General features: G+C 64.4%; 17 protein-coding genes. 8 read left to right on the forward strand and 9 right to left on the reverse strand.

Features of this window, described 5'->3' with window-relative positions; translation table 11 throughout:
* Positions 1–16 precede the first annotated feature (16 nt).
* The 6 genes from CI15_RS17660 to fixL all read right to left on the reverse strand — a co-directional run bounded on the left by CI15_RS17660 (position 17) and on the right by fixL (position 9,602).
* Entirely contained in the window at positions 17–2,122 is a 2,106-nt protein-coding gene (locus tag CI15_RS17660) for a M3 family metallopeptidase (protein WP_062129597.1), read from the reverse strand.
* Between the two features lie 345 nt (positions 2,123–2,467).
* On the reverse strand, positions 2,468–3,331 hold the full coding sequence (folD, locus tag CI15_RS17665; RefSeq protein ID WP_062129598.1) for a bifunctional methylenetetrahydrofolate dehydrogenase/methenyltetrahydrofolate cyclohydrolase FolD: 864 nt from the start codon (positions 3,329–3,331) through the stop codon (positions 2,468–2,470).
* A 263-nt stretch (positions 3,332–3,594) separates the two neighbouring features.
* Positions 3,595–4,506 carry a DUF2950 domain-containing protein gene (locus CI15_RS17670; protein ID WP_062129898.1) on the reverse strand — a complete coding sequence of 304 codons (912 nt, stop codon included), beginning with the start codon at positions 4,504–4,506 and terminating at the stop codon, positions 3,595–3,597.
* A 107-nt stretch (positions 4,507–4,613) separates the two neighbouring features.
* Positions 4,614–5,927: a DUF3300 domain-containing protein gene (locus CI15_RS17675; protein WP_062129899.1), complete on the reverse strand. Its 1,314-nt coding sequence runs from the start codon at positions 5,925–5,927 to the stop codon at positions 4,614–4,616.
* A gap of 517 nt (positions 5,928–6,444) precedes the next feature.
* Positions 6,445–7,089 carry an oxygen response regulator transcription factor FixJ gene (gene fixJ / locus CI15_RS17680; protein ID WP_062129599.1) on the reverse strand — a complete coding sequence of 215 codons (645 nt, stop codon included), beginning with the start codon at positions 7,087–7,089 and terminating at the stop codon, positions 6,445–6,447.
* The gene (gene fixL / locus CI15_RS17685; RefSeq protein WP_062129900.1) at positions 7,086–9,602 is read right to left on the reverse strand and encodes an oxygen sensor histidine kinase FixL; all 2,517 of its coding nucleotides are present in this window, start codon (positions 9,600–9,602) and stop codon (positions 7,086–7,088) included. Before fixL ends, fixJ begins: the two co-directional genes overlap by 4 nt.
* Before the next feature lie 274 nt (positions 9,603–9,876).
* Between fixL and aceE the strand changes: the two genes are divergently transcribed.
* The 3 genes from aceE (at position 9,877) to lpdA (ending at position 16,211) form a co-directional block, all read left to right on the forward strand.
* A complete protein-coding gene (aceE, locus tag CI15_RS17690; RefSeq protein WP_062129600.1) occupies positions 9,877–12,573 on the forward strand; it encodes a pyruvate dehydrogenase (acetyl-transferring), homodimeric type in 2,697 nt (898 codons plus the stop codon).
* A gap of 83 nt (positions 12,574–12,656) precedes the next feature.
* Positions 12,657–14,303 (forward strand): dihydrolipoyllysine-residue acetyltransferase, encoded by a 1,647-nt coding sequence (gene aceF, locus CI15_RS17695; RefSeq protein ID WP_062129601.1) that lies wholly within the window; start codon positions 12,657–12,659, stop codon positions 14,301–14,303.
* A 132-nt stretch (positions 14,304–14,435) separates the two neighbouring features.
* On the forward strand, positions 14,436–16,211 hold the full coding sequence (lpdA, locus tag CI15_RS17700) for a dihydrolipoyl dehydrogenase (RefSeq protein ID WP_062129602.1): 1,776 nt from the start codon (positions 14,436–14,438) through the stop codon (positions 16,209–16,211).
* A 281-nt stretch (positions 16,212–16,492) separates the two neighbouring features.
* Here the strand turns inward: lpdA and CI15_RS17705 are convergent, their stop codons facing one another.
* On the reverse strand, positions 16,493–17,068 hold the full coding sequence (locus tag CI15_RS17705; RefSeq protein ID WP_013089827.1) for a phasin family protein: 576 nt from the start codon (positions 17,066–17,068) through the stop codon (positions 16,493–16,495).
* A 781-nt stretch (positions 17,069–17,849) separates the two neighbouring features.
* On the opposite strand from CI15_RS17705, the gene pbpG reads away from it, so the two are divergent.
* Complete coding sequence (pbpG, locus tag CI15_RS17710; protein ID WP_062129603.1) at positions 17,850–19,046, forward strand: D-alanyl-D-alanine endopeptidase; 1,197 nt, start codon at positions 17,850–17,852, stop codon at positions 19,044–19,046.
* Positions 19,047–19,202: 156 nt separating this feature from the next.
* Here the strand turns inward: pbpG and CI15_RS17720 are convergent, their stop codons facing one another.
* The gene (locus tag CI15_RS17720) at positions 19,203–20,015 is read right to left on the reverse strand and encodes an IclR family transcriptional regulator (protein ID WP_062129605.1); all 813 of its coding nucleotides are present in this window, start codon (positions 20,013–20,015) and stop codon (positions 19,203–19,205) included.
* 180 nt (positions 20,016–20,195) lie between these two features.
* Between CI15_RS17720 and CI15_RS17725 the strand changes: the two genes are divergently transcribed.
* Complete coding sequence (locus tag CI15_RS17725; protein ID WP_062129606.1) at positions 20,196–20,921, forward strand: (Fe-S)-binding protein; 726 nt, start codon at positions 20,196–20,198, stop codon at positions 20,919–20,921.
* 110 nt (positions 20,922–21,031) lie between these two features.
* Positions 21,032–22,447: a lactate utilization protein B gene (locus tag CI15_RS17730; protein ID WP_062129901.1), complete on the forward strand. Its 1,416-nt coding sequence runs from the start codon at positions 21,032–21,034 to the stop codon at positions 22,445–22,447.
* A 94-nt stretch (positions 22,448–22,541) separates the two neighbouring features.
* On the opposite strand, the gene CI15_RS17735 is transcribed toward CI15_RS17730, so the two are convergent.
* Positions 22,542–23,054, reverse strand: coding sequence for a hypothetical protein (locus CI15_RS17735; protein WP_062129607.1), 513 nt, complete (start codon positions 23,052–23,054; stop codon positions 22,542–22,544).
* Positions 23,055–23,332: 278 nt separating this feature from the next.
* Between CI15_RS17735 and CI15_RS17740 the strand changes: the two genes are divergently transcribed.
* Both CI15_RS17740 and CI15_RS17745 read left to right on the forward strand, forming a co-directional pair.
* Complete coding sequence (locus CI15_RS17740; protein ID WP_062129608.1) at positions 23,333–23,572, forward strand: hypothetical protein; 240 nt, start codon at positions 23,333–23,335, stop codon at positions 23,570–23,572.
* A gap of 154 nt (positions 23,573–23,726) precedes the next feature.
* Positions 23,727–24,224, forward strand: coding sequence for a low molecular weight protein-tyrosine-phosphatase (locus tag CI15_RS17745; RefSeq protein WP_062129609.1), 498 nt, complete (start codon positions 23,727–23,729; stop codon positions 24,222–24,224).
* The last annotated feature ends 179 nt before the right edge of the window (positions 24,225–24,403 follow it).

Here is a 24,403-nt window from a genome sequence, read left to right on the forward strand (position 1 = left end):
ATCGGCATCGCTTAGCTCAGTGCGCGGCTCCCGGCGCCATGCCGTTGTGCCGCAGCAGCGCATCGATATTCGGCTCGCGGCCGCGAAACGCCTTGAACGATTCCATCGCCGGGCGGCTGCCGCCCACTTCGAGAATCTCGCGACGATAACGCATGCCGGTGGTCTGATCGAGCACGCTGCCCGCGGCTTGCGCGGCTTCCTCGAACGCCGCGTACGCGTCGGCCGACAGCACCTCGGCCCACTTGTAGCTGTAGTAGCCGGCCGCGTAACCGCCCGCGAAAATATGGCTGAACGTATTCGGCCAACGCGAGAACGGCGCTTGCGGCACGACGTGGAAGCGCTCGTTGATTTCGCGCGCGAGATCGTTGGCGCTGGTCGCGCCGTTCGCGTCGAAGCCGGTGTGCAGTTGCATGTCGAACATCGAGAACACGATCTGCCGCAGCGTGCCGAGACCGCTCTGGAAGTTCTTCGCGGCGAGCATCTTGTCGAACAGCTCGCGCGGCAGCGGCTTCGCCGTATCGACGTGCGAGGTCATGTCGGAGAGCACGTCCCACTCCCAGCAGAAGTTCTCCATGAACTGCGACGGCAATTCGACCGCATCCCATTCGACGCCGTTGATGCCCGACACCCCGAGCTCATCGACGCGCGTGAGCATGTGATGCAGCCCATGGCCGAACTCGTGGAACAGCGTGATCACTTCGTCGTGCGTGAAGCAGGCGGGCTTGCCGCCGACCGGTGCCGAGAAGTTGCAGGTCAGATAAGCGACCGGCGTTTGCACGGCGTCATGCGCGAGCTTGTGACGGCCGCGCGCATCGTCCATCCAGGCGCCGCCGCGTTTGCCTTCGCGCGCATAGAGGTCCAGATAGAACTGGGCGACGAGGCCGCCGTCCTGATTCTCGACCCGGAAGAAGCGCACGTCCGGATGCCAGACGGCCGCTTCGTCGCGGCGGATGCGCACGCCGAACAGCGTCTCGGTGACCTTGAACAGGCCCTTGAACACCGCGTCTTCGGGGAAGTACTGCTTCACTTCGTTTTCCGAAAACGAGTAGCGCTTCTGACGCAGACGCTCGGCGGCAAACGTCATGTCCCACGGCTGCAGATCGGTCATGCCGAGTTCGCTCGCGGCAAATTCGCGCAGCTCTTTCCAGTCCTGCTCCGCATGCGGACGTGCGCGGGTCGCGAGGTCTTCGAGGAAGGCCATGACCTGCGCCGGCGACTCGGCCATCTTCGGCGCCAGCGACACTTCGGCGAAGTTGCCGTAGCCGAGCATCTGCGCTTCTTCGGCACGCAGCTTCAGTTCGTCGGCGAGCACCTGGGTGTTGTCCCACTCGGCCTTGCCGTTGCCGTATTGCGCGCCGAGCTCGGAGGCGCGCGTCACATACGCGCGGTACATCGCTTCGCGCATCGCGCGGTTCTCCGAGTACTGCATCACCGGGAAATACGACGGGAAGTGCAGCGTGAACTTGTAGCCGGTCTTGCCGTCGCGCTCGGCGGCTTCCTTCGCGGCCGCGATCACGTCTTCGGGCAGGCCGCTCAGTTGCGCCTCGTTGCCCGCCTCGACGAGGTAGGCGTACGCATTGGTCGCATCGAGCACGTGATCCGAAAACGCCTTCGACAAGTTCGCCTGGCGTTCCTGCAATTCGGCGAAATGCGGCTTCTGGTCTTCCGGCAACTCGGCGCCGGACAGGCGGAAGTCGCGCAGCGCGTTGCTGAGGATCTTCTTGCGCTCGCTGTTCAGCGACGCGAATTCGTCGCTCGCATTCAGTGACTTGTACTTCTCGTAGAGCGCGAGATTCTGGCCGACGCTCGACCAGAACTCGGTCACGCGCGGCAGGTTTTCGCCGTACACGGCGCGCAGTTCGGGCGTATCGGCGACGGCGTTCAGATGGCCGATCACGCTCCACGCGCGCGACAGCGGCTCGGTGGCACGCTCGACCGGTTCGACGACGTCGGCCCACGACGCTGGCGTGACCGGCAGCGCGGCGCGCTCGACGGCGGCCGCCGCGTCGGCGAGCAGCACGTCGAGGGCGGGCGTCACGTGTTCGGGGCGGATATCGCCAAAGCGCGGCAGATCGGAAAAATCGAGGAGGGGGTTGTCTTGAGGCGTGGCGGTAGTGGACATAAGGCTTCCTGTCTGACGCGGGTGAAGGGGCGGTGCGGCGGCGCCCGGGCGGGTCGGCGCGCGCTGGCTGGCTCGACGCTCGACGCACGGCGCGGGGCGGCACCGGGTACCGACATTATTGGGGCGGGGCGCGCCGATTCCAATCCATCGGCTGACAAATTAACAGATGTTGCGGTGCGCTGGGCGGGTTGGGCTGGGCGTGTGACGCGCGTCCAGGTGGCCGGCGGCGGCCGATCAGGCCGCGCGGTATTTGGTGGTGATGGTTCAGCGAGAAGGGGGAACGGCGGCGGGGGATGACAAGACGGAGGAGTCGTCTCACTCCGTCTCACGCTCGCCTTCCGGCAATTACGCGTTCGCCGCGTTCGCCTCGCGCTCGGCTGCTTCGATCGTGTTGACGAGAAGCATCGTGATCGTCATCGGACCGACGCCGCCCGGCACCGGCGTGATAAAGCCGGCCACTTCCTTGACCCCCGCGAAGTCGACGTCGCCGCACAGCTTGCCGGCGTCGTCGCGATTCATGCCGACGTCGATCACGGTCGCGCCGGGCTTCACCATGTCGGCGGTCAGGATGTTGCGCAGGCCGGTCGCGGCGACCACGACGTCGGCGTTGCGCGTGTGCGCGGCCAGATCGCGCGTCTTGCTGTGGCAGATCGTGACGGTCGCGCCCGCTTCGAGCAGCAGCAGCGCCATCGGCTTGCCGACGATGTTCGAGCGGCCGATCACCACCGCGTTCGCACCCTTCAGATCGATGCCGTAGGCCTCGAACATCTTCATCACGCCGTACGGCGTACACGGACGGAACAGCGGCTGGCCGGTCATCAGCGCACCCGCGTTGGCGACGTGAAAGCCGTCGACGTCCTTCTCGGGCGCGATCGCCTCGATCACCTTGTGGCTATCGATGTGCTTCGGCAGCGGCAACTGCACGAGAATGCCGTGAATGGCCGGATCGCGGTTCAGTTCGTCGATGCGGGCGAGCAGGTCGGCTTCGGGCAGATCGGCCGGATAGCGGTCGAACGACGAGCCGAGACCGTTGTCCTGACAGGCCTTGACCTTGTTGCGCACATACACTTCGCTGGCCGGATTCTCACCGACCAGAATCACGGCGAGGCCCGGCTGATGGCCGCGGGCGGTCAGGGCGGCGGCGCGCGCGGCGACGTCGGCGCGCAGGGTCTTGGAGAGGGCGAGGCCGTCGATCAGTTTGGCAGTCATGGTCGGTCGAGCGTTGAGTCGAGGTTGGGATCGGGAATCGGGTCGGGGCAGGCGGCTCGGCAGGCGGGCGAAGCGCTGGCGCGAACGGAGCGCGCGACGGCGTGCTTTGGCTTGTCGACGAGGCCCGGTCGCCGCGCGACAGGCAGCTTGCCGATGAAGGCAATCGCGCCGCGGCAAAGTCCGACATTATACCGGCGCAGTGGAGGGTTTTCCCGGTGGATGCGAGCCGTTTGGCCCGGGCTCGACAGCTCGCATCCACCGTTCTACGGCTGGGTCGGCCGCCAACTTCCGTCAGGATCGAACGACTGGATCGCCGCGGCCGCGCGCGCGGTCTGGGGCCCGAGGTTCTTCTCGTAGACCCGGCCGTCCTGATTGACGATGAAGCTCATCACCCCGGTCTTGCCGTAGTCTGCCGGCGATGCGATCAGCGCGAAGCCACCGCTCAGGACGCCAGCGTCGACGTAGTTCTGCGCGCCGCCCTGCGCATGCGGCCCCTGCGCGGTCAGGATCCGGTAGTGATAGCCGTGATAGGCCTCCTGCGGCCGGGTGTGCGGGGGCATTGCCGCGGCGAGCGGTCCGAGCGGGCTCTCGGCTTCGCCGGGCGCGGTTTTCCAGTACAGGCCGTCGTGTGTGCCCGGTGTGCTGACGAGGCGCTGCGCGTAGTGCTGCGTCAGGTTGCGATAGTCGTTCTGCGCGTCGACGTACGCCAGCGCGGTCAGGATCGCGGCGCGTTCGTTGCGGCCGATGCGCCGCGTCAGCATCTCGCCCTGTGCGGCCGGTGGATCGAAGCGCCAGCCGTGCGCGACCTGCACGAGCGGAATCGGCAGCGTCCAGCCGCTGTCGCCGACGGCGAGATGCGCGCTCGCGCGAGCGTTGCCGCTCGCCGGATCTTCGACGATCTGATGACCCTTCGCCCATGCGCCGAGAAACTGGTCGATGTCGGCCTGGCCGATATCCTCGGTCGGAATGAAGCGGTGGAAATCGTTGCCGAGCACGTGTTTGAGCCCGGGGTCGTCATTGCTGGCGAGCGCGTCGACGAACGCATTGGCGGCCGCCTCCGCGCTCGGATAGACGGCCTGCGCGTGAACGAGGCCGGCGGCGGCGAGCAGGATCGGCGCGGCGAGCAGTGCACGCTGCCTGGGTCCGCCGAAGCGTCCGGTGCGACGAACGCGCATCCGGTCACTGCGACCGAACACCGCCGCCCATGCCTGAGCGCGGGCGCCTGTCGCGCCCTTTGAAAATAAGCGCTTCATCAGAGACTCCTCCTCGACGTTCGACGCGTTCAACGACGACGGCCGCCGAAGTGGGGCTGGCCGCCGCCACCGCCGCCGAACCTGCCACCCTCCATGCCGCCGCGTTCGAACCCGCCGCGTTCGAACCCACCGCCGTGCTCGAAGCCACCACCGTTCGCCCCCAGTTGTCCGCCCTGATGCTGCGCGAACGACTGGCGGCTCGCTTCGCCGCGCTGCATATCCTGGCGCGCGGCGTTGCCGTCGCCGGCGCCACGCAGCGCGTTGTCCCGATTGAGGTTCTGCGCGCGATTCTGCAGATTCTGATTTTCGACGCCGCCCTGGTGTATCCCTTGCACGCGCTGGCTCGCGCTGCCGCCGAGGTTCTGCCCGGTGCGGTTCTGCAGTGCCTGCTGGGCCTGGGCGCGCTCTTCGTCGCGGCCGCGATAGGCATCGTGCTGCGCGTTCAGGTTGGCGTTGTTGAGGTTGCGGTTCAGGTTCGCGTTGTTGACATTGCGATTGACGTTGGCGTTGCGGTTCCAGTTCGTGGTGTTGCTGTTGGCGTCGAGCCGGTTGTTCACATTGATGTTGTTGTAGCGGTTGACGTTGACGTTGACGTCGTGCGTATTCCAGTTGAAGCCGCCCCACAGCGAATTCGCGATCGCGACGCCGGTGCCGAACGCGAGCCCCGCTGCGAGGCCGCTTGCTACCGCATAACCCGGAGGCGGCGGCATATAGACCGGCGGATAAGCGGGATAGGGCCACGTCCCGTAGACGACCGTGGGGTTGTAGGTCGGCACGTACACCACTTGTGGATCGGCCGGCACGATCTGGATCGCGCTTTGCTCGACGACGACCTTCTGTTGCGAGGTCGTCTTCAGATTGCCGGCCGACTGCGCCTGCTTGCGCAGACGCTGCACCGAATCCATCACGTCGTTCGGCTGCGCGAGAAACGCGTTGCCGATCTGCGTGACCCAGTCGGGCTTCGCGGACATCGTCGCGAGCACCTGCGGGAACGCGACGAGCGACTGTACGCTCGGGTCCCACGGATAATCGGCCACCGCCTTGACGGCATCGTCGCCCTGCAGCTTCGGATTGGCCTTCGACCACGCGGCCGCGTCTTGCACCTGCTGCGGAAACGTCGTGGCCATCAGCACCTGCGCGAGCAGCGCATCGGGGTAGAGCGCGATGGGTGCGGTCAGCGAATCGAGCTGCTGGTTCGAGACTTTCGCGGGGGCTTGCGCCCGCGCGGTGCTGGCGGTGCCCAGCAGGCCGAGACCGGCGACCACAGGCGCGCCCGCCAGCACGGCGCAAATCGGCCACACGCGCAACCACACTCGCGGGCGATGCACTCCGGATCGTTTCACGATGACCTCCTCCCGGTCGTATGCCACTCGGGGTGACATGCACGGCATCTGCCGCCATGACACGTCACGCAGGAATCAGGGAAAGCACAAGCGGCGAGACAGCCAGAGATACGGTTTGCAGCAAGGCAGCAAGATAGTGGAGCAGGGGAGAAGCGCGCCGGCGCGGTGTAGGGATCCACGCAGCAAATGGGCGATGACGGCATCTCGGCGATGACACTCGCCCGCATTGCCCGACCACATTGGGCGCGCAAGGTGCCGCACGTGATGTACCTATCGATCGCGCATCGGCGAGCCCGTGATGGAGCTTTGTATAAGTTAGGAGGCACAGTCCCGCTTGTCAAACCGCACAGTGACACGCGACGTTTGAAGCGGGCTGGCAAATGGGTGTGCGGATCGAATTGCGCGCAGCCAGACGCGAACGCAGGAGCGGATCGCGAGGCCGGGTCGCGGCCATTGAGAGCGGCCACGTTGGCGACCCTTCAGGCGAAGGGCCGCGTATGACTACCCGTGACGGCTGTTACTGCGCCGTTTGCGGCTTGTTCGACAGCGCGAGTCGCAGCAGATCGGCGACCGTGTTGACGTTCAGCTTTTCCATGATGTTGGCGCGATGCGCCTCGACCGTCTTGATGCTGATGCCGAGATCGTCGGCGATCTGCTTGTTCAGGCGACCGGCGATGATCCGCTCGAGCACCTGATGCTCGCGCGCGGTCAGCTTACCGAGGCGCTCGGCCGCGGCGCGCTGCTGCTGGACGCTGGTGCTTTCGCTGCGCGCCTTGTCGAGCATGCGCTCGACGAGCTTGCGCAGTTCGGCTTCGTCGAACGGCTTTTCGATGAAGTCCATCGCGCCTTTTTTCATCGTCGACACGGCCATCGGCACGTCGCCGTGGCCCGTCACGAAGATGATCGGCAGCGACGCGTTGTCGGCGATCAGGCGTTCCTGCAACTCGAGCCCGCTCATGCCGGACATCCGCACGTCGAGGATCAGACACGCGATCTGGCCCGGATGCTGATGCGGCTGCCATGCGTCGATGAACTGCTCGGCGCTCGAGAAGCATTGAACGCGGTAGCCGTTCGCCTCCAGCAGCCAGCGCAGCGAATCTCGCACGGCCTCGTCGTCATCGACGACAAAGACGGTTTCCTGGGTGGTGACTGGGCTGTTCATAGCTCTCCCGTAACGGTTTGTGGTGTCGGCGCCTCGGACCCGCCGTTGCTCGGGCCGTCAGGCTCCCCTATAGGCAGACTGCAATGGAACGTGGCGCCCGTGATGTGGCCGTCGGACTCGACGTTGTTGACCACCCACAGACGGCCGCGGTGCGATTCGATAATCGAACGGCAAATGTTCAGCCCCATGCCCATGCCATCGGACTTGGTGCTGTAAAACGGTTCGAACAGACGCTCTGCGGTCGCTTCGTCGACGCCCGGCCCCTGGTCGACGACGCTGATGCAGACGAAGCCGCTGTCCAGTCGCACGACCACGCGGATCACCGGATCGACCGCGTTCGGACGCGCTTCGGCCATCGCCTCGACGCCGTTCTTCAGCAGGTTCACCAACACCTGCTCGATCAGCACCGGGTCGACGTAAATGACCGGCAGCCGCGAGCGCAGATCGGTGACGATGCGAATCCGGCGCTTCCTCGCCTCGATTTCGGCGAGACCCACCGCGTCCGCGACGATATCCGCGACGCGCGTGGCCTGGCGCTTCGGCTCGCTGCGCTTCACGAACTCGCGGATGCGCTTGATGATCATGCCGGCGCGCACCGCCTGTTGCGCGGTCTTTTCGAGCACTGGCAGCAAGTTGTCAGGCGTCGTCCGACCGGATTTAACCAGTGCGACGGTTCCAGAGCAATAGTTATTGATCGCGGCGAGCGGTTGATTCAGTTCGTGGGCGAGCGACGAGGCCATTTCGCCCATCGTCATCAGGCGGCTCGTGAACTGCAGCTTCTCGTCCTGCTGGCGCGCGAGTTCCTGGGCGCGCTTGCGGGTCGTGATGTCGGTCGCGATCTGCATCTGCGCGAGGTGGCCGTCGACCCACTGGATGTACTGGCGCCGCACCTCGAACCACTTCTGGATGCCCGCGATGTAGATTTCCTGCGCGTCGGCGGTGCTGTCGGTCAGCGCCGCGGCGGGCAGGCCGACGAAGGTGTCGACCATGTCGATCGAATCGGACGACGCCTGCGAGCTGTCGAAGCCGCCGCCCGCCAGTTCGAGATGGCCGTCGGGGCGGATGCCGAACAGGTGCCGGTAGTAGCGGTTCGCGAACAGCAGCTCGGCTTCGTCGGCGGCGAGCACGGACACGGCCGCGTCGAGGCTTTCGAGAACCGTGGTGAAGCGTTCGTGGGCGGCGGCCAGTTCTTCGCGCGCGCGTTTCGGCTCGGTGATGTCGGTCATCGACGACATCCAGCCGGTCTGGCGCCCTGAGCTGTCGATCAGCGGCGACACGTAGAGGCGCGCGTGGAACGTCGAGCTGTCCTTGCGCCGTACCCGCAACTCGAAGCCGGACGAGGGCGCCTTGCCGCGCAGCGTCATGTCGAGCTGGCGCTGCATTTCGGGGTACGCGTCGCGCGGCCAGTAGGCGAACGGCGCGCTCTTGCCGACGAGGTCGCTCTCGTCCCAGCCGGTCATGCGGCAGAACGCGGGGTTCACGTGGGTGATGCGGCCGTGCATGTCGAGCACGCGCATGCCGATCAGCACCGAGTTTTCCATCGCGCGGCGGAAGAACGCTTCCGCGTAGAGCGCCTGCTGCGCCTCGAAGCGCTGGCGCGTGTGCTTCCACAGACTCCACAGGCTCCACAGCACGAAGCAGGAGAGGCCCGCCACCAGCCAGACCAGCGTGTTGTTCGTGAAGTTGGTGATTTGCGGGAACGCGTACACGCGCACCGAGATGCCCTGGCCCGGCGGGTCGAGCGGCAGGTCGTAGAACATGTCGCGCGGCAGGCGCGGGCGGGTCGACGTGGTCGTCAACTCGCGATTGTTCACGTCGATGATCGAGATCTTGTACTTCGCCGACAGCTCGGGCGGGATGTCGCGCTTCAGGATGCCTTCCACCGAGAACACCGCGGCGATCGTGCCGAGGAAATCGCGGTCGCGGTAGATGGGTGTTTGCAGCGTGATGAAGCCGTTGCCGAGGTCGTCGTAGATGAGCGGCGAGTACACCTGGCGGCGCGTGTTGCGCGCCTCGACGAAGCCGGCTTTGACCGCTTCGTCCATCTGCGCGTCGTTCGGCCGGGCGAGCCGCTGGCCGAGCACCGGCGGCGCGGCGTTGGGCCAGCGCGGCTGTTGCAGGCCCGTATACCAGTTCATGTAGAGGATCTCGGGATGCCCCTGCATGATGTCGGTGGTGGACACCTGGAACGAATGCTCGTCGGCATGGCCGGCGGCGAGGTCGCGCGCGAGCGCCTGGATCTGCTCCTGCGCGCCCGTCATGGACAGGCGGATCTGCTGCTGCGCCCAGGCGACGTTGCGGTACAGCGTGTCTTCCTGCTGCTGCTGTTCGCGCCGGTTCAGGCTCCACAGAATCAGGCTCATGACGACCAGGAACACCAGGATCGACAGGAGCGGCGTCAGCAAATAGGAATTGGACCACCAGGGTCCGTGGTGCCAGCGCGGGGACGGCGACGAATCCGCCGGCGAACCCGCGGTGCGCGCCGAGCGAGAGAAAAGCCGTTCGGTCAACATGCGTGGCATTGTAGCTCAGCACGTCCCCGACAAATGGCGCAAAAAAGCGCGGAAAGTGCAGTTATTCGGCGCAAACTAGCCGACGGATCAGCCGATCGGCAGTCAAACCAGGTTGCGTTGCAGCAATTTTCCGCATTATGAGAATTGATCTCGTAATTTGAAAATTTGGTTGCGCTGACGTCGGGACCCTTATTACAATCGGCCGGAGCTGCCGCGGCGTTCCTGCGTCCGCGTCGCCTGTTCAAAGTGCGTTCCCCCTATCCAGGAGACGAGCATGTCCGCTGTACCCGACGAAGTCATGAAATATGTCGCCGCCGATAAAGACGACGATCCCCAGGAAACCGGCGAATGGCTGGAAGCGCTGGATGGCGTGATTTCTGCTGTGGGCCCTGACCGTGCCCACTACCTGATCGAGAAGCAGATCGAGTTTGCGCGTGTGCACGGCGAACATCTGCCGTTCTCAGCCAACACCCCGTACATCAACACGATCCCGGTCGGGCGCCAGGCGAAAAACCCCGGCGACCAGGACATCGAACACCGCATCCGCTCGTACACCCGCTGGAACGCCATGGCGATGGTGCTGCGCGCCGGCAAGGAAACCAACGTCGGCGGCCACATCGCGTCGTTCGCGTCGGCCGCCACGCTGTACGACGTCGGCTACAACCACTTCTGGCACGCGCCGTCCGCCGAGCATGGCGGCGACCTCGTGTTCGTGCAGGGCCACTCGTCGCCGGGCGTCTACTCGCGCGCGTTCCTGCTCGGCCGCCTCTCCGACAAGCAGCTCGACAACTTCCGCCAGGAAGTCGGCGGCGAGGGCATCTCGTCGTATCCGCACCCGTGGCTGATGCCGGACTTCTGGCAGTTCCCGACCGTGTCGATGGGCCTCGGCCCGATCATGGCGATCTACCAGGCGCGCTTCATGAAGTACCTGCAGGCGCGTGGCATCGCGAAGACCGACGGCCGCAAGGTCTGGGCCTTCCTCGGCGACGGCGAGACCGACGAGCCGGAATCGCTCGGCGCGATCGGCATGGCCGGCCGCGAGCGTCTGGACAACCTCGTGTTCGTGATCAACTGCAACCTGCAGCGTCTCGACGGTCCGGTGCGCGGCAACGGCAAGATCATCCAGGAACTCGAAAGCGAATTCCGCGGCGCGGGCTGGAACGTCATCAAGGTCATCTGGGGCAGCCGCTGGGACGCGCTGTTCGCGCGCGACAAGTCGGGCGTGCTGATGCGCCGCATGATGGAAGTGGTCGACGGCGAATACCAGACGTACAAGTCGGAGTCGGGCGCGTTCGTTCGCGAGCACTTCTTCAACACGCCGGAGCTGAAGGCGCTCGTCGCCGACTGGTCCGACGAGGACATCTGGAATCTGAACCGCGGCGGCCATGATCCGCACAAGATCTACGCGGCGTTCACGGAAGCGTCGAATTCGAAGGGCCAGCCGACCGTCATCCTCGCGAAGACGATCAAGGGCTACGGCATGGGCGAAGCCGGCCAGGCAATGAACATCACCCACCAGCAGAAGAAGATGCAGGTGGAGCAACTGAAGAAATTCCGCGACCAGTTCCGCCTGCCGATCACGGACGAGCAGATCGTCGACGTGCCGTACCTGACGTTCGAGGAAGGCTCGAAGGAACTCGAATACATGCGCCAGAAGCGCATGGACCTCGGCGGCTATCTGCCGGCGCGTCGTCAGAAGGCGGAGTCGCTGCCGGTGCCGGAACTGTCGGCATTCGAGCCGCTCCTGAAGGGCACGGGCGAAGGCCGCGAGATCTCCACGACGATGGCGTTCGTGCGGATCCTGAACATCCTGCTGAAGGACAAGGCGCTCGGCAAGCGCGTCGTGCCGATCGTGCCGGACGAGTCGCGTACCTTCGGTATGGAAGGTCTGTTCCGTCAGATCGGTATCTGGAATCAGGAAGGCCAGAAGTACGTGCCGGAAGATTCCGACCAGCTGATGTTCTACCGTGAGTCGGAAACCGGTCAGATCCTGCAGGAAGGTATCAACGAAGCCGGCGGCATGGCCGACTGGATCGCAGCCGCGACGTCGTACTCGACGCACGGCGAGATCATGATCCCGTTCTACATCTTCTACTCGATGTTCGGCTTCCAGCGCATCGGCGACCTCGCATGGGCGGCGGGCGACATGCGCTCGCGCGGCTTCCTGCTGGGCGGCACCGCGGGCCGTACGACGCTGAACGGCGAAGGTCTGCAACACGAAGATGGCCACTCGCTGCTGTGGGCCGCATCGGTGCCGAACTGCATCAGCTACGACCCGACGTTCGGCTTCGAACTCGCGGTCATCATGCAGGACGGTCTGCGCCGCATGGTCGCCGAGCAGGAAGATGTGTATTACTACATCACGGTGATGAACGAGAACTACGAGCACCCGGCGATTCCGCAGGGCGACACCGTCGCCGCGGACATCATCAAGGGCATGTACTCGTTCCGCAAGACCGCGGCCGACAAGAAGGCGCCGCACGTGCAGCTGATGGGCGCGGGCACGATCTTCAACGAAGTGATCGCCGCGGCCGACCTGCTGAAGAACGACTGGGGCGTCAACGCCGACCTGTGGAGCGTGCCGAGCTTCACCGAGCTCGCCCGCGAAGGCCACGAAGTGCAGCGCTGGAACCTGCTGCATCCGACCGAAGAGAAGAAGGTGTCGCACGTCGAGAAGCTGCTGAAGGACGCGCCGGGTCCGGTCATCGCATCGACCGACTACGTGCGCGCGCTGACCGAGCAGATCCGCGCGTTCGTGCCGCAGAAGTTCATCGTGCTGGGCACCGACGGCTACGGCCGCTCGGACACGCGCGAGAAGCTGCGTCACTTCTTCGAAGTCGATCGCTACTGGGTCACGGTCGCCGCGCTCAACGCGCTGGCGGACGAAGGCACGATCGAACGCAAGGTGGTCGCCGAGGCGCTCAAGAAGTACAACCTTGATCCCGCCAAACCCAACCCGATGACCGTCTAAGGCATCACCCGTGTGCCACGAAGCACGCGCCTGTCCCTCATCGCGAGGGGCAGGCGGCGTGCGCGGCCCAGGAGACACTAACAATGAGTCAAGCGATCGAAATCAAGGTGCCGGACATCGGCGATTACAAGGACGTTCCTGTGATCGAGGTGCTGGTGAAGGCGGGTGACACCGTCGAGAAAGAGCAATCGCTCGTGACGCTGGAATCCGACAAGGCGACGATGGACGTGCCGAGCTCGGAAGCGGGCGTCGTCAAGGAAGTGAAGGTCAAGGTCGGCGATACGGTGTCCGAAGGCACGCTGATCATCGTGCTGGAAGGCGCCAACGCCGCTGCGGCGCCCGCGCCCGCGGCGGCTGCACCGGCTCCGGCGGCGGCTCCCGCTGCGGCACCTGCTCCCGCGCCCGCGGCAGCAGGCGGCGGCGTGCAGGAAATCAAGGTGCCGGATATCGGCGACTACAAAGACGTTCCCGTGATCGAGATCGCGGTGAAGGTCGGCGATCGCGTCGAGAAGGAACAGTCGCTCGTCACGCTGGAATCCGACAAGGCGACGATGGACGTGCCGAGTTCGTCCGCCGGTGTCGTCAAGGAAGTGAAGGTCAAGGTCGGCGATACCGTGTCGGAAGGCTCGGTCATCGTGGTGCTGGAAGCGGACGGCGGTGCTGCCGCGGCGCCGGCACCGGCGCCGGCTGCCAAGGCACCGGCCGAGCAGCCGTCCGACGCGCCCGTGGCGCCGTCGCCGGCGCCGGCTTCGCCGTCCGCGCTCGCGCAGGCGCCGCTGATCCCGGCTGGCGAAGGCGGTTCGCGTCATCCGAGCCATGCGTCGCCGTCGGTGCGCAAGTTCGCGCGCGAACTTGGCGTCGACGTCTCGCAGGTGCGCGGCACGGGTCCGAAGGGCCGCATCACGCAGGCCGACGTCACCGCGTTCGTGAAGGGCGTGATGACCGGTCAGCGTGCGGCGCCGGCTGGCGCAGCCGCACCGGCCGTTGGCGGTGGCGAGCTGAATTTGCTGCCGTGGCCGAAGGTCGACTTCACGAAGTTCGGCCCGATCGATCCGAAGCCGCTGTCGCGGATCAAGAAGATCTCGGGCGCGAATCTGCATCGCAACTGGGTCATGATCCCGCACGTCACGAACAACGACGAAGCGGACATTACCGAGCTCGAAGCGCTGCGCGTGAAGCTGAACAAGGAAAACGAAAAGGCGGGCATCAAGTTCACGATGCTCGCGTTCGTGATCAAGGCCTGCGTGGCGGCCCTGAAGAAATTCCCGACGTTCAACGCGAGCCTCGACGGCGATAACCTGGTGTTCAAGCAGTACTACCACATCGGGTTTGCCGCGGACACGCCGAACGGCCTCGTCGTTCCGGTGATTCGCGACGCGGACAAGAAGGGTCTCGTCGACATCGCGAAGGAAATGGCCGACCTGTCGAAGGCCGCGCGCGAGGGCAAGCTGAAGCCGGACCAGATGCAGGGTGGCTGCTTCTCGATCTCGTCGCTGGGCGGTATCGGCGGCACGCACTTCACGCCGATCATCAATGCGCCTGAAGTCGCGATTCTCGGTCTGTCGCGCAGCGCGATGAAGCCGGTGTGGGACGGCAAGCAGTTCGTGCCGCGCCTCACCATGCCGCTGTCGCTGTCGTACGACCATCGCGTGATCGACGGAGCGGAAGCCGCGCGCTTTAACGCATACCTCGGTTCGATTCTTGCCGATTTCCGGCGTGTGATTCTTTGACCGGCTGGTGAGGTCCACCGGCGCGGGCGCGGACAGTCTCGACTGAGCCGCCTCGCGCCGTCCGCGCGTTTCTCGTGCGCTGTGCACGTCGAACGCGTCGCTCATCACCGATCAATAAGAGAAGGGGACACCATGAGTCTCGTCGAAGTAAAAGTGCCGGACATCGGTGACTTCAAGGACGTCGACGTCATCGAAGTCAACATCAAGCCGGGCGACGTCATCGAGCAGGAGCAGTCGCTGCTGACGCTCGAATCGGACAAGGCGTCGATGGAAGTGCCGAGCGATACCGCCGGCACCGTCAAGGAAGTGCGCATCAAGCCGGGCGACAAGGTCTCTCAGGGCACGGTGATCGCGCTCGTCGAGGCAGCGGCGGGCGGCGCGGCCGCAGCCGCGCCGGCCAAGGCGCCCGAGAAGGCGGCTGCCGCACCGGCGCCCGCCGCTGCTGCACCGAAGGCCGCCGCACCGGCTCCGCAGGCCGGCAGCTATGCGGGCAGCGCGGATATTGAGTGCGACATGCTGGTGCTCGGTTCGGGCCCCGGTGGTTATTCGGCCGCGTTCCGCTCCGCCGACCTCGGCATGAAGACCGTGCTGGTCGAGCGTTATTCGACGCTCGGCGGCGTGTGTCTGAACGTCGGCTGTATCCCGTCGAAGGCGCTGCTGCACACCGCGCTTGTGATCGACGAGGCGGCTGATCTCGCCGCCCACGGCATCACGTTCGGCAAGCCGCAAATCGACCTCGACAAGCTGCGCGATTTCAAATCGGGCGTGGTCAAGAAGCTGACCGGCGGTCTCGCCGGCATGGCGAAGGCGCGCAAGGTCGAAGTGGTGGTCGGCACCGGCGCGTTCGTCGATCCGAACCACATGGAAGTGCAGACCGAAGGCGGCAAGAAGGTCGTGAAGTTCAAGCAGGCGATCATCGCCGCGGGCTCGGAAGCGGTGAAGCTGCCGTTCATTCCGGAAGATCCGCGGGTCGTCGATTCGACCGGCGCGCTTGAACTGCGCCAGATTCCGCAGCGCATGCTCGTGATCGGCGGCGGCATCATCGGTCTCGAAATGGCGACCGTGTATTCGACGCTCGGCGCGCAGATCGACGTCGTCGAAATGCTCGAAGGCCTGATGACGGGCGCGGACCGCGATCTGGTCAAGGTCTGGGAGAAGTACAACAGCAAGCGTTTCGCGAACGTGATGCTGAAGACCAAGACCACCGCGGCAGAAGCGAAAGACGACGGCATCTACGTGTCGTTCGAGGGCGAGAAGGCGCCGGCCGAGCCGCAACGCTACGACCTCGTGCTGGTGGCCGTGGGCCGCTCGCCCAACGGAAAGCGCATCGGCGCGGAGAAGGCCGGGGTCGCGGTGACGGATCGCGGCTTCATCGAAGTCGACAAGCAGCAGCGCACGAACGTGCCGCACATCTTCGCGATCGGCGATATCGTCGGTCAGCCGATGCTCGCACACAAGGCCGTGCACGAAGGCCACGTGGCGGCGGAAGCCGCGCATGGCGAGAAGGCGTACTTCGACGCGATGCAGATTCCGTCGGTGGCTTACACCGATCCGGAAGTGGCATGGGCCGGCAAGACGGAAGACCAGCTGAAGGCCGAAGGCGTCAAGTTCGGCAAGGCGGTGTTCCCGTGGGCCGCGTCGGGCCGCGCGATCGCCAACGGGCGTGACGAAGGCTTCACGAAGCTGCTGTTCGACGAGGAGACGCATCGCGTGATCGGCGGCGGTATTGTCGGTCTGAATGCGGGCGACCTGATCAGCGAAGTCTGTCTCGCCATCGAGATGGGCGCGGACGCAACGGATATCGGCAAGACGATCCATCCGCATCCGACGCTCGGCGAATCGGTCGGCATGGCAGCCGAGTTGTACGAAGGCGTCTGTACCGATCTGCCGCCTGTGAAGAAGAAGTAAGGCTGCACGCTCACGTGGCGTAGCAAAGAAAAACGGCGCGCTCCAGTTCGGAGCGCGCCGTTTCTGTTTTTGCGGCGGGCCGGCATGCGGACAAAAAAATCCCGGCATGGTGACCGGGCAAACGATACGTCGTTCAACGTATCGGAGCGTTCGGCCAATCAAACCGGATGAGTGGCAACGGCACGACGCTGTTACTCGAAATAACGCCGGCGCAGCGCGTAGGCTGGGCCGGCGTGAACAACGACGCCAGGTTCGAAGCCTGGCGTGTCAAGGCGTGAAGCTTAGACTGCCTTCTTGGCGGCAGCGCGCGATGCTTGCGCAGCGGCTTGCGAAGCTGCCTTCGATGCGGCCGTTGCGGCTGCATTGAAGTTGCTTTCGGCGATTTCGACAGCCTGGCGGGTTGCCTTGTGGACCGTTTCATACGTGGTGTTGGCGGCGGTGATAGCCGACTTCATCACGGCGACAGCGGTTTCCGAACCGGCCGGTGCGTTCTTCGCAACGTTCTCGACGAGAGCCTGAACCTTGCGGTTTTGCTCTTCGAATTGCGCTTCCGCGACGCGGGTGAACTCACCCTGCGTTGCCGAAACGATTTCGTACACGTGGCGGCCATACGACAGCGCCTTTTCAGCCACCGGCTGCGCGAGGCTCGCTTGCAGTGCCAGCAGTTCCTGCGCGTCCTTCACCGACAGGGCGCGTTGGGCGTTTTCCTGGCTTTCGGCGAGCGTCGACTTCACAACTTGCAGGTTCAGTTCAACCAGCTTTTCGACGCCTTCAAATGCTTTGGTCGTCAGGCCGAACAGGGTCTCGAAGTTGGCTTTCTGGGCTGCGGCGAATTGCTCAGGGGTCAGCAGAGTCATGGTTTACGCTCCTGGGTAGCGGCCGGTCTGTGCGGACCGCATTGGGTTAGTGGCGAGACGCCGGATGCTCGTCTGCCCGGACTGCGATGTATTGTGCATCGCAGCAATGGTTCCCATTTTAGGATGGCCACAAAGAATGTCAAGAACTTTTTGTGCAACGCACAACAGCGAGAAAATGTCGACAAAACAATAGCTTATGCAGTAGGCATGTCATTAAGATGACGCGGGGATAATGGGTTGCTGCACCTTGCTGGTGCGAGATAAAGGGCCCCTCCAACGCGCTCCGCGGAAACTATTTTTCCCTGCCGAAACCGTGATGCGGGCCGGACAGGGCGGTCTCCCAGCGATACGCCCCCTGAAAACCCGGTCATTGTGAATTCGATGTAAACCACAAAGCGACACGGAACGTTAAAGATCGATAGTAGTCGAACGCGCGTTAGCGACTTTCGTCAGACACTTAAGAGTTTGTCGCTAGCTCGCAACGCCTTCATTGCGCGGCGCAGTAGTTCCCGTCGATGCTCTGACCGTATTTCCCCGAATCAAGGTTGTCTCAAAATTGCCGTTATGCTGGAAGGATCTGCTCGATTGAGCCGAGCGGCGGCAATGGCGAGGCCTGCTGGCGACGATCGTTTTTTTCGATCGAGGCGCGGCACTTATTTGCTTTTTCGCGATCGGAGCTGACAAGCCGGTTTAAGGAGCGCGTATAAGTGCTTCAAATTGCTAATTTTTCATTGCTTTACTACACTTGCGGAAACCTCTCGCCGCTCCCTATCGAACACCCATGAAAACCGACATGTTTTCGTCGCTAAAAGTGCTCCACGGCGCGGCGCGCAGCACCGCTCTGTCGGTGGCCGTCTCGCTGGCCGTCGCAGCGGCGTTCGCTACGCCTGTCAGCACTTTTGCAGCTACATCTGCTGCACCCGCAAAAACTTCCAAGCACGCCAAAAAGGCCAAAAAGCCGGCGCAGGCGGCCGCCACCGAAAAGGTGTCGAGCCGTGCGGCGAAAGCCGAAGCCGGCAAGGGCGAGGCCGTGAAAACCGCCGCGGCGGATGAAGACGCGCCGCGCGCTGGTGTCAAACGCAAGCGCGTGACGTTCACCGCGAACGGCCGGCACCATTCGGTCATGCGCCGCGTCGCGTACGAGCCGCGCCAGCCGAGCGTCGGCCAGGCCTTCGGTCTGCACGAGACGCCGGACGCGCTGATGCTGCGCTCCAGCGTCGCCTACGTGATCGACCAGAATAGCGGCGAGTCGCTGTTCGACAAGAACTCGCGCGCCGTGGTACCGATCGCATCGATCAGCAAGCTGATGACCGCGATGGTCGTGCTCGATTCGAAAGAGCCGATGACCGACCAGATCGAAGTCACCGACGAAGACCGTGACTACGAGAAGAACACCGGTTCGCGTCTGTCGGTAGGCTCGGTGCTCTCGCGCGAGGACATGCTGCACATCGCGTTGATGGCGTCGGAAAACCGCGCGGCCGCGGCGCTGTCGCGCTACTACCCGGGCGGCCGTCCGGCGTTCCTTGCGGCGATGAACGCGAAGGCCAGACAGCTCGGCATGAACGACACGCACTTCGAGAACCCGACCGGCCTGACGAGCATGAACGTGTCGAGCGCGCGCGATCTCGTGAAGATGGTCAACGCGGCGTATCAGTACCCGATGATCCGCAAGTTCTCGACCGATCACAGCTATGAGGTGTACACCGGCAAGCGCACGCTCGCGTACAACAGCACGAATGCGCTGGTGCGCAACCCGACATGGGACATTGGTCTGCAGAAGACCGGCTTCATCAACGAAGCGGGTGAGTGTCTCGTGATGCAGGCGACCATCCACGGCCGGCCGATGATCATCGTCCTGCTCGATTCGTCGGGTAAGTATTCACGTTTCGCGGATGCGACGCGCCTGCGTACGTGGCTCGACAACGGTGGCGACCAGCCGCGTATCACGAGCGCCGATGCCGGCGGTCCGGGTACCTGAAGTCCGAACGCTTGCGCAGCCGATCGTAGTCAGGCCGGCTGTAGTCAGCGCGCAAAGAAAAAGCCTCGCGGATGCGAGGCTTTTTTTTCACCTGCGGGAGGGCGAAGGGGGCGATGAGCGCAACCGTCGTGGACAGGCGGTCGCCGCTGTCGCCTACTAATGGTGGCTGTGCGAGCCGTGCGAATGGTCCTGCTGCGGCTGCGGCCGGTAGCCGAGCGATTCGGAAATCAGCAAGGCAGTCTGGCTCAACTGGCCGAGCCACGAATCCTGCAAACGATCGGCCGGCGCCGACAGCGACAGGCCCGCAACCAGCTTGCCGGTATCGTCGTAGATGCCGGCGGCGATGCAGCGTACGCCCAATTCCAGTTCCTCGTTGTCGCGCGCGCAGGCTTGCTGGCGCACATGCGACAGCTCGCGCTCGAGTTTCGCGAGATCCGTAATGCTGTTCTGCGTGTGACCCGACAGACCGGTGCGCGTTGCGTAGGCACGCACGCGGGTGGCTTCGTCGGCGGCGAGGAACAGCTTGCCGACCGAAGTCAGATGCAACGGCGCGCGGCCGCCGATCGCCCGCACCACCTGCATGCCCGAGCGCTCCGAATACGCGCGTTCGATATAGACGATTTCGTCGCCCTGACGTACCGACAGGTTCACGGTCTGGCCGGTCTGACGATGCAGTTCGCGCATCGGCGTGAGCGCCGCGTCGCGCACCGACAGGCGCGCCTTGACGAGATTGCCGAGCTCGAGCAGGCGCATGCCGAGACGGTAGGTGCCGGGATCCGAACGGTCGACCAGCCGGCACATCACCATGTCGTTCAGGATGCGGTGCGCGGTGGACGGGTGCAACTCCGTGCGGAGGGCCAGTTCTTTCAGGCTGACCGGGTCGCTATGCGCTGCCAGTGCGTCGAGCAGGCGCATCATGCGTTCGATCACCTGGATCGAAGTTTTGGGATCCGGGTTCGTATCGCTCATATGAGAATCGGTGGATGCGTCAAACAGCGAAAACTGATTGTATCTCGTATGGTGAAAAAAGCGAACGCGCTTCGACGGGGACCTCCAAACCGGCGCGGCGCGCGTCCTATGCCTTCCGGCCGTTGGTATTGCACCCGCAATCAGCGGATAATCAGGGACGTTTCCCCGAAAGGAGGGCTCATGCGAGTCGGATTGTTCGTCACGTGCCTGATCGACCTGATGCGTCCCGAGATCGGTTTTTCGGTCATCAAACTGATCGAAGGCGCTGGTTTCGAGGTCGTGGTGCCGCCTGCGCAGACCTGCTGCGGCCAACCCGCCTATAACTCCGGAGACCGTCGGCTCGCGCGCGAGCTCGCCGAGAAAACGCTCCGCGAGTTCGAACAGTTCGACTACGTGGTGGTGCCGTCGGGTTCGTGCGGCGGCATGATCCGCGTGCACTACGGAGACCTGTTCGGCGACGATCCCGAGCTGATGAACCGCTTCGGCCGCCTGCGCGGCAAGGTGTTCGAGCTGACCGATTTTCTCGTCAACGTCGCGAAGGTGCAGTTGCAGCCGGGCGAGTTCGCGGGACAGGTGACCACCTATCACGACTCGTGTTCGGGGCTGCGCGAGCTCGGCGTCAAGGCGCAGCCGCGCGAACTGCTTGCTCAGGTCGGCGTCGCGGTGACCGAAATGAAGGGCTGCGAGCATTGCTGCGGCTTCGGCGGCACGTTCGCCGTCAAGTACGGCGATATCTCGACCGCGATCGTCGACGAAAAATGCGCGAACATCGCCGAGACCGGCGCCGGTACGGTCGTGCTCGGCGACCTCGGCTGCATGTTGAATATCGAAGGGCGGCTGCGTCGCAAGGGCGACTCGACCACGCGCGTGCTCCATATCGCGCAGGTGCTGGCCGGCGACGTGTAATCGCGCGCGCTCACGCGGGCCGTTGTCCGCGTCTCGTTCCTGTTGTCTCTCATGCCTTGCGTCGCGCGCGAATGCGCCGCGCGTTTCAATCCGATCTCATCAGGGCCGCCATGCAAGTCCAATCGATGCAGTTCAAGGCTCGCGCTGGTCAGAAGCTGGCCGACCAGCGCCTGCAGCAGAACCTGACCAAGCTGTCCACGAAGTTCGTATCGGCGCGCGCGAGCGCGATGACCGCGATCGACTTCCCGGCGACGCGCGCCGCGCTGAAGGAGCGCCGCAATCGCGCGCTGGAGAATCTCGACGTGTGGCTCGAGACCTTCGAGCGCGAGGCCGCCCGGCGCGGCGTGACGGTGCTGTTCGCGGAGACCACGCGGGAGGCCGCGCAGCTCGTTGGTGACATCGCGCGCAAGCACGACGTGAAGAAGGTGATCAAGACCAAGTCGATGGTCACCGAGGAAATGCGACTGAACGAAGTGCTCGGGCAGATGGGCGTGCAGTCGATCGAAACCGACCTCGGCGAATATATCCTGCAGATCAACGACAACGAGCCGCCGAGCCACATCATTGCGCCGGTCGTTCACAAGGATAAGGAGGAGATCGCCGATCTGTTCGCGAAGACGCACGGCCGGCCGCGTCTCACCGAGATTCCCGACATGACACGCGAGGCGCGCGAGATGCTGCGACCGCATTTTCTGAGCGCGGACATGGGCGTGACGGGCGGCAATTTCATCGTCGCGGAAACGGGCTCGGTCGTGGTCGTGACGAATGAAGGCAACGAAGGCATGTGTACGGTGTTGCCGCGTGTGCATGTCGCTGTCACCGGCATCGAGAAGGTGCTGCCGACGCTCGAGGATCTCGCTACCGCGATGCGCCTGCTGCCGCGCTCGGCGACCGGCCAGGCCACGTCGAACTATTTTTCGATGCTGACCGGACCGCGCGGCGCGGGCGATCAGGACGGCCCCGAGCATATGTACGTGGTGCTCGTCGACGGAGGGCGCACGGGCCTGATCGGCGGCGACTTTCAGGAGATGCTCCGCTGCATCCGCTGCGGTGCGTGCATGAACCATTGTCCGGTTTATCAGAAGGTCGGTGGACACGCGTATGGCTGGGTCTATCCGGGGCCGATGGGATCGGTGCTGACGCCGAGCTATGTCGGTATCGACAAGGCGCTCGATCTGCCGCAAGCGGCGACGCTGTGCGGTGAGTGCAATAGCGTGTGCCCGGTCGGCATTCCACTGTCCGATCTGTTGCGCAAGCTGCGCGAAAAACAAACGGAGCGACACCTGCGGCCGTGGCAAGAGCGCGCCGGGTTGACGCTGTGGGGCTGGCTCGCGCTGCATCCCGATGTGTATGCGCTCGTGACCAAGCTCGCGGTGCGCGTGATGGAGCGGATGGGCGGGCGCAAGCGCTCGATCGCCAAATTGCCGCTCGGCGGCGCCGGTTGGACCGCTACGCGCGACATGCCAGCGCCCGTGGGCCGTACGTTCCGGGAATTGTATGCCGCGCAGCGCAGCCACCTTGGCTGAGCAGGCGGCGTTGCGAGTGGTTTGAGGGCTGCGCGCTCGCGTAGCCTGCGAGGTGGGCGCGGGAACGGCTGTTGTCGTTCGCCGCGCCCACGCCTCAATGTTCAGTCATCTGTCCCGGCTGACGCCCAGGCGGGTTTCTCGCCGACTCGTTGCCTCGTCCGCCGCCGTTGCCTGCTTGCGGCGGCGCCGGCGGTTGACCGCCCGCGCCGGGGCGCGGGCCGGCATTGTATCCGCCAGGCCCGTGCGGACCGCCCGCCGCGCCCTGCGGCGGGGGCCCGCCGTGCGGCTGCCCGTGATCGCCGCCGTTGTTGCCGTGATCGCCACGATTGCCGTGATGCCAGTCGTTGTCGCTCGGATGACCGCGATCCGGATAGCCGTGATAGCCCGGAGCCGGCCCCGGGCCGTAGTAGCGTCCCGGCGCGTAATCGCTATAGCCCATGTACACGTTGGTTTGCGGCACGACTGCCGCACTTGGCGCGTACGCGTAACCGTCATAGCCGTTGTAGGCGCCGTAGCCATTGCCGTACGGGGTACCGTCCGGATAGACCGCGCAGCCGCCGAGCAGGGTGGCGACGACGAGGCCAGCGAGAGGTGCAATGCGTTTCATTTTGTCAGACCGGTCGCGAGTGCGAAGAAATGTAGATGTAAGAATAAGACCATCATTATCGCCGTCCGTCGCGACGGCTTTGTATGTGTTTGTAAGCTTTTCTTTTTCGTGCCTGCGAGCGGATAGATGGTTCCGCGGGAGGGCCGTCAATTGACTGTTCCATTTGGAGCAACGATCTATATCGCGCGGGTGGGTTATTCCCGATTGTGAATTCCTATAGCATTTCGACTGGGCATAGTGCGCCATAAGCTCATGCGCCCCTAATTGGAAAACACATCATGAAAAAGACAATATCGGTGTACTGGCCTCTAGCCATCGTTGTGCCTCTCGCGGCGCTGGCCTATCTGCACATCAACGGTCAAACCGCTTCGCGCGCCTCGCAGATGCCGCTCGACGCCAACCATCTGAGCGCCGAACTGGCGCGCGCTGTGTCGTACGGGATGATCGACGCCGCCTCGGCATTGCCGGCCAAGCCGATGCGCAGCGCCACGGCAACGCCGCTCGCGGAGGCATCCTAATCAGACGCGGCGGGCGGCGATGCTCAACGTCCACGGCGCTCGCACGGCTGCACCACGCCCGGCGTGAATCCGTCGAGGTTTGTATAATCGCGGCGCAGTCCGCTAACCAAGTGTCGACGCCACGCGCGGCGTCTCGAGTGTCGAAGAATCCCTGATGAAAACTGTGTCCGTCTGTTTCGTTTGCCTCGGGAATATCTGCCGGTCACCGACGGCGGAGGGGGTGATGCGTCGCCTGGTCGACGAGGCGAAACTCGCGGATCGCATCCTGATCGATTCGGCCGGCACCGGCGATTGGCACATCGGCGCGGCACCGGATGAACGCGCGCAGTACGCGGCGCGCCAACGCGGCTATGCGCTCGACGCGCTGCGCGGCCGCCAGGTCACGGTCGCCGACTTCGAGCGTTTCGATTTACTGATCGCGATGGACGACCGCAACGTCGCTGCGTTGCATCAACTGTGTCCGCCCGCGCAGCGCGACAAGATCCGTCTGTTAATGGAATTCGTGCCCGAGGCGGATGGCCGCTGGAGTGGCACACGGGAAGTCGTCGATCCGTATTTCGGCGGCGCGGAAGGGTTCGAGTTGGTGCTGGATCAGTGCGAAGCGGCTTGCCGCGGGTTGATCATCTCCCTGCGTCCGCAGTTGCTCGCGTAGGTATCAGGCAGAGAAAGCGGGCGGAGAATGCGGTCCAATCCCGTCTACGCCGCGCTGGCGGGCGTGTCGCCAAAGGGTATAGCGATCAATTAAGTGAACGGCTCAAATTTCGGCGCGCATACTTGACTAAATCGCTCATGTATTTATACTTGACAAAACTTGTCGAGAATTGCGGTTCC

The sequence above is a fragment of the Paraburkholderia monticola genome, assembly GCF_001580545.1.
Lineage (GTDB): Bacteria > Pseudomonadota > Gammaproteobacteria > Burkholderiales > Burkholderiaceae > Paraburkholderia > Paraburkholderia monticola.